This window comes from Steroidobacter sp. (assembly GCF_016790065.1).
In the GTDB taxonomy this organism is placed as follows: domain Bacteria; phylum Pseudomonadota; class Gammaproteobacteria; order Steroidobacterales; family Steroidobacteraceae; genus Steroidobacter.
This window is the reverse complement of record NZ_JAEUPY010000553.1, coordinates 1-5,466: the sequence shown is the minus strand read 5'-3', so window position 1 is coordinate 5,466 and position 5,466 is coordinate 1. Positions and strand designations below refer to the sequence as shown.

Genomic DNA, 5,466 nt, shown 5'->3' with positions numbered 1-5,466 from the left:
AATCTGGACAACGAAGCAGTCGACTTCCGGATTTCGTACGGCCATCGCGTGAACCGGCATCGCCGCGTCGTTGAGCTGTTTACCGATCGCGCGACGGCCGCATGTTCGCCGGCATTTCTACGCAATGTGATTGCTTCATCGCCGGCCAGTGTGGCGAGCTTCCCGCTGATCGATATCGTTTGGGAACCCGAGTTTTCGCAGCCACCGACTTGGCAGGAATGGTTCGCCAGCCTGGGCGTGCCGACACCGGTGTTGTCCATCGGCATGTCGTTCTCGTTGTCGACCACTGCCATCGCTGCGGCGGCCGCTGGTCGCGGCTTCGTGCTAGCTCAGCAATCGATGATCGAAGCCGACGTGAAAGCCGGCCGGTTGGTCACACCGTTCGAGCATTCGTTGCCGCTGCGTGAGCCGTACTTTCTGGCGTGGAGTGCCGCTGCGTTGGATAAGCCGCACGGTGCCCGCTTGCGCCAGTGGTTGATCGCTGCGGGACGCGCTCGCTTGTAGTGCAACTGGGGCGCTTTTTCCGTGTGACGAAAAAACGACGCCGGCCAATCGGCAAACCTGAATGTTATTGCGAGTCTCGCGCCGCTGTGGCTCCCTGAGCATACAAAATAACGATCAGCGCTCGGGCGCGGAGACGATTGGATCATGAAGTTGAAAACGTTGATGACTCTGGGTGCGTCTTTGGGTTGCGCACTGCCATTGCACAGTCACGCAGCCGACGCTGCTGACGTAACCGAAATCATCGTCACCGGCACCCGCCGGTCCGATGTCAGCGCCATCGACAGCGCTGTGCCAACCGACGTCGTATCGGCGGATCAGCTTGCCAGCAGCGGCTCGCTGTCGCTGGTGCAGTCGTTGCGCTCGCTGTCGCCGTCGATCAGCTTTGCTGAAACCGGTGGCGTCATCGGCGCGCGTCTCGCGCAGTCGGTGTCGTTGCATGGCCTGCCAGCAGGCAACACGTTGGTGCTGGTGAATGGCAAGCGTCGCACGGTCACCCCGAAGATCAGCTTCGGCACCGAGTGGAGCCGCGGCCAACAACCAGTGGATGTGAACGACATTCCGCAGTCGGCCGTGCAGCGAGTGGAGATCCTGCGTGATTCCGCCTCCGCTCAGTACGGCTCCGATGCTATCGCTGGCGTAGTTAACATCATCCTGCGCGGTAACGAGCCTGGCGGTTCGGTCTCGACGACCTTCGGTCAGTACTACGAAGGCGACGGCGAAACCAAAGGCATCGAAGGCTGGTACACGCTGCCCATCGGTCAGGACGGCTTCATCAACTTCTCGGCCAGCGGCCGTACCGGTGAACGCACTGATCGCGACAACCTCGACATCCTGACCTACTACTTCGCCGGCGATCCTCGCGAAGCCACGGCCGACAAGGACTATGGCTTCTATGGCAATCCCGAAACCGAAGCCGCCAACTTTTCGTTCAACACCGAAATCCCATTGAGCGATGCAGTCACCGCCTATGGCTTCGGCACTTACAGCCGCCGCGAAGCCATCGCGCTGTATCGAATCACACCGCGCGCCGACGGCAATGTTCGCGCTCGTTTCCCCGATGGGCAAATGGCGAATCCGATCTACCGCTTCAACAATTTCGACGTCACTGCCGGTGCACGTTGGGACGCCGGCGACGCCGGACGTTTCGACTTCAGCGTTCAGTACGGCGACGGTGAAAACGAAAACCTGTTCAAGAATGCGCAGGCCGCCAGCTTCGGCGTCAACACGCCGACCAACTTCAATCTGGGCACTTACTTCAGCAGACAGCGCACCGTGCAACTCGACTACGTCAAAGAGTTGAACGTCGGCTACGCGAGCTCGCCGCTCACTCTGTCCGCCGGCCTCGGCTGGCGCCAGGAAGAGTTCGAGATCGAAGCCGGCGAGTATGCGTCGTATGCCAACGGCGGCGTGACCATAGCCGACGGCCCGAACGTGGGCCGCTTGCCTGCGCCCGGCTCCACCGACTTCGCCGGCCTGCGGCCGCAGGATGCGGGCGAGTTCGACCGCGACATCACCAGCTTCTACGTTGGACTCGAACAGCAGTTCACCGAAAAATTCCAAGCCGGCATCTCGGGCCGCTTCGAGGACTATTCGGACTTCGGCTCGACCGCCACCGGCAAGGTCTCGGTGCGTTACGACTTCGTGCCGGCCTTCGCCGTTCGCGCCAGCATCGGCAACGCGTTCAAGGCGCCGTCGATGGGTCAGATCGGCGCGTCCAGCACGACGGCGAGCTGGGTGTATCCGACCAACGGCAACCCGCCCTACGTGGCCACGCGCGGCTTCTATCCTGTGACCAGCCCGGTTGCACAAGCACTCGGCGCGTCCGAGTTGGATCCGGAAGAGTCGACCAACTACTCGCTCGGCTTCGTCATCACGCCGACCGAGAACACGTCCATCACCATCGACGGCTACCAGATCGACATCTCGGATGTGATCCTGCCCATCGATACGCTACTGGGCACAGCAGTGACCAACATCCTCGCCGCCAACGGCGTGACGGATGTCACTGGTGCCGCGTACTTCGCCAATCAGGCTGACACGCGCGCTCGCGGAGTTGACGTGACCGCACGCTACTCCTTGCGCACTCAGTCGGCTGGTGCTTGGGACTTCTCATTGGCGGCGAACTACAACGATAACGAGATCACACGCATCAAGGCGAATCCTCCGGAGCTGGCGGGCGCAGGCCTCACGCTGGTGGGTCGGCAGTCGCAAGGCTATCTCACGTCCTGGACCCCGAAGGACAAGGTCATCGGCACGGTGCGCTTCACTGGCGGACGTTTCGACGTCACGGCCAGCGCGATCCGCTACGGCGAATACAAGTTCACCGCCGCGGCCCCAGCCAACGATCAGACCTTCGATCCGCAATGGGTGGCGAACCTGTCGGTCGGCGTCGGCATCACGGAGCATCTGCGTGCCATCGTCGGTGCGGTCAATCTGTTCGACAAGTATCCGGACGAGCCGCGGGCGTCGAACCGCTTCCGCGGTATGAACAATTACGATCTGCAAGCACCGGCCGGCGGCAATGGCGGTTATTATTATCTGACATTGAATGCCAGCTTCTAATACATGCTGAGTGCCATCGTTCTCGCGGGGCTGTTGCTCACCGTCGCGACCGCCATTCCGGTGTCGGTCCAGATCGCCAGGCGACATCCCCGCGGGTTGTTCATTCTGTTTTTCACCGAGATGTGGGAGCGCTTCTCTTTCTATGGGATGCGCACCCTGCTCATTTTCTATCTCACCCAGCACTTTCTATTCTCGGATGAGAGCGCGAGCCACCACTTCGGCTCGTTCACGACGCTCGCGTATTTGCTGCCGCTGATCGGCGGCGTGCTTGCCGACAAGTACCTCGGCGCCAGAAAAGCGGTGGCATTCGGCGCGCTGCTGCTGGTAGCAGGTCACCTGTCGATGGCCGTCGAAGGTCCGCCGGCGCAGCAGAGCCTCTCCTACCAAGGCCAGTCGTTCGATGTGAGATCCGAGGGCACCGGCTCGAATCGTCATTTAGTGCTGGTTGCCGGCAACAGCGAACACAAGCTCGTGCCTGAAAGCAGCGGCGCGCTGCGCGTCGAAGGCGTCGATGGCTCGAGCCAACTCCCCTCCGTGCTGGCGCCGGGCGACTACGAGCTGTCGGCTTCACGGCAGACTTTCTACGAATGGATTCTGTACACCGCGCTCGCGCTCATCGCGATGGGTGTGGGCTTTCTCAAAGGCAACGTGTCGACGCTGGTCGGTCAGCTGTACGGGCCCGATGATCCGCGTCGCGATGCCGGCTTCACGCTTTATTACTTCGGCATCAATCTCGGCGGCTTCTGGTCGGCGATTCTGTGCGCCTATCTCGGCGAGACCTACGGCTGGCAATGGGGCTTCGGCCTGGCTGGCGTCGGCATGCTGCTGGGCTATGTTGTGTTCGTCCTCGGTCAACGCTGGCTGCAAGGCAACGGTGAGCCGCCCAGCCCGGCTGCGCTCACACAGCGTGTAGTCGGCCCGATCAATCGCGAATGGCTCATCTATCTAGCTTCGCTGGCCGCGCTGGTTCCTGTCGTGTTGCTGTTGAAACGTAACGAGCTGGTCGGCTGGGTATTGCTGATTGCCTCGGTGGGCGCGCTGGCCTATGTGCTGCGTTACACGCTCCTTCACTGCGATCCGCTGCAACGACGACGCATGTACGTTGCGCTGTTGTTGGTGGCGGGTGCTGTGGTGTTCTGGACGCTGTTCCTGCAAGCCGGCACCTCGCTCAATCTATTCGCCGATCGCAACACCGATTTGCGACTGCTGACCAGCCCGGTGACGTTCGACTTGTTCGGCACTCAGTTTTTCCTTGGCACGAAAGAAATGTTTGTCGCGGACGGCCAGCCCGCTGGCAACGTGCTCATCGATACGACACTTACCGCCGGTCAGGTACAGGCATTCAACGTGGCCTTCGTGTTGATCTTCGCGCCAGTGTTCTCGTGGCTCTGGACTTGGCTGGGCAGCCGCGGCTGGGAACCGGGCCCGGTGGCGAAGTTCGGCTACGGCTTGATTCAAGTCGGCCTGGGCTTCTTGGTGATCGTGATGAGCCTGACGCTGGCGGACGAGCAGTTCCGTGTGCCGTTGTTCGTGCTCGGCCTCACCTACTTGCTACACACCACCGGCGAACTATTCGTCTCGCCGGTCGGCATGGCGGAACTCACCAAACTATCGCCGCCCATGCTGGTGTCCACGATGATGGCGGTGTGGTTGCTCACCTCCTCGATCGCACAGTTCCTGGGTGCGTTGATCGCCTCGTTCGCCGGCACCGAAACCGTTGCCGGCCGTGTGCTGAGCCCAGAGCGCGCTCTGCAGTCCTCGGTCGCCGTATTCGAGTACGTCGGCTGGGCCGGCATCGCCTGCGGCGTGGTGTTCCTGGCCATCAATCCGTGGGTTCGGCGCTGGCTGGCCGAACCGGCGCGCTGAACTCGACATAACCGGGCAGTGACCGCCTCGTTACCCGCTCACGACTGACTCGATAACTCGCTCTGGGTACATTCGAGCAGACGAAGACAGCTTCCCGGACGGGAAGATGAGAGTGACGATGCTGTATTCCTGGGTTCAGTGGCGGGCCAGCGTGGTGGCCATCATTCGCTACGATTTCAGCGGTGTGTTGCCGAACGTGAACGACGGCGACATCGACTGGAACGCCTGGCGGCCGCTCTATGAAGAAGGCCGCTCGCCCCAATTCGCAGTCGATAGTGCCTTCGTGCGCGATCTCAGAAAATCCATTTCAGCCTGATAGCCCAAACAAAAAAATTCGCGCCCAGCTGTCAGGCCGGGCGCGAACTTCACGAACCTGCAGCAGTAGTGGACTACTGCGAGTTCTGAGCCACCGCCGCCGTGTTCGACGCAGGCACCGCGCTCACCTGAACTGCCGCTTCCTCAGCCAGCAGCGTCTCGATGCGCTGAGTGAACTCCTTCCTCAGATCAGCGTGATACTGACCGCTGGCCGGAGAT

Annotated in this window: 4 protein-coding genes; all 4 read left to right on the top strand. The window is 61.5% G+C overall.

What is annotated here, in order from left to right; all coding sequences use genetic code 11:
- The coding region (locus tag JNL55_RS22775; RefSeq protein WP_293859406.1) for a LysR substrate-binding domain-containing protein at positions 1–504 on the top strand (504 nt) is incomplete at its 5' end.
- 144 nt (positions 505–648) lie between these two features.
- Entirely contained in the window at positions 649–3,066 is a 2,418-nt protein-coding gene (locus JNL55_RS22770) for a TonB-dependent receptor plug domain-containing protein (RefSeq protein WP_293859404.1), read from the top strand.
- Positions 3,067–3,069: 3 nt separating this feature from the next.
- Positions 3,070–4,932 carry a peptide MFS transporter gene (locus JNL55_RS22765; protein ID WP_293859401.1) on the top strand — a complete coding sequence of 621 codons (1,863 nt, stop codon included), beginning with the start codon at positions 3,070–3,072 and terminating at the stop codon, positions 4,930–4,932.
- Positions 4,933–5,050: 118 nt separating this feature from the next.
- On the top strand, positions 5,051–5,248 hold the full coding sequence (locus tag JNL55_RS22760) for a hypothetical protein (RefSeq protein ID WP_293859398.1): 198 nt from the start codon (positions 5,051–5,053) through the stop codon (positions 5,246–5,248).
- Positions 5,249–5,466: the final 218 nt, after the last annotated feature.

Coding starts and splice junctions, on each gene's coding strand:
- JNL55_RS22770 (WP_293859404.1), top strand. CDS start 649: ATGAAGTTGAAAACGTTGATGACTCTGGGTGCGTCTTTGGGTTGCGCA.
- JNL55_RS22765 (WP_293859401.1), top strand. CDS start 3,070: ATGCTGAGTGCCATCGTTCTCGCGGGGCTGTTGCTCACCGTCGCGACC.
- JNL55_RS22760 (WP_293859398.1), top strand. CDS start 5,051: ATGCTGTATTCCTGGGTTCAGTGGCGGGCCAGCGTGGTGGCCATCATT.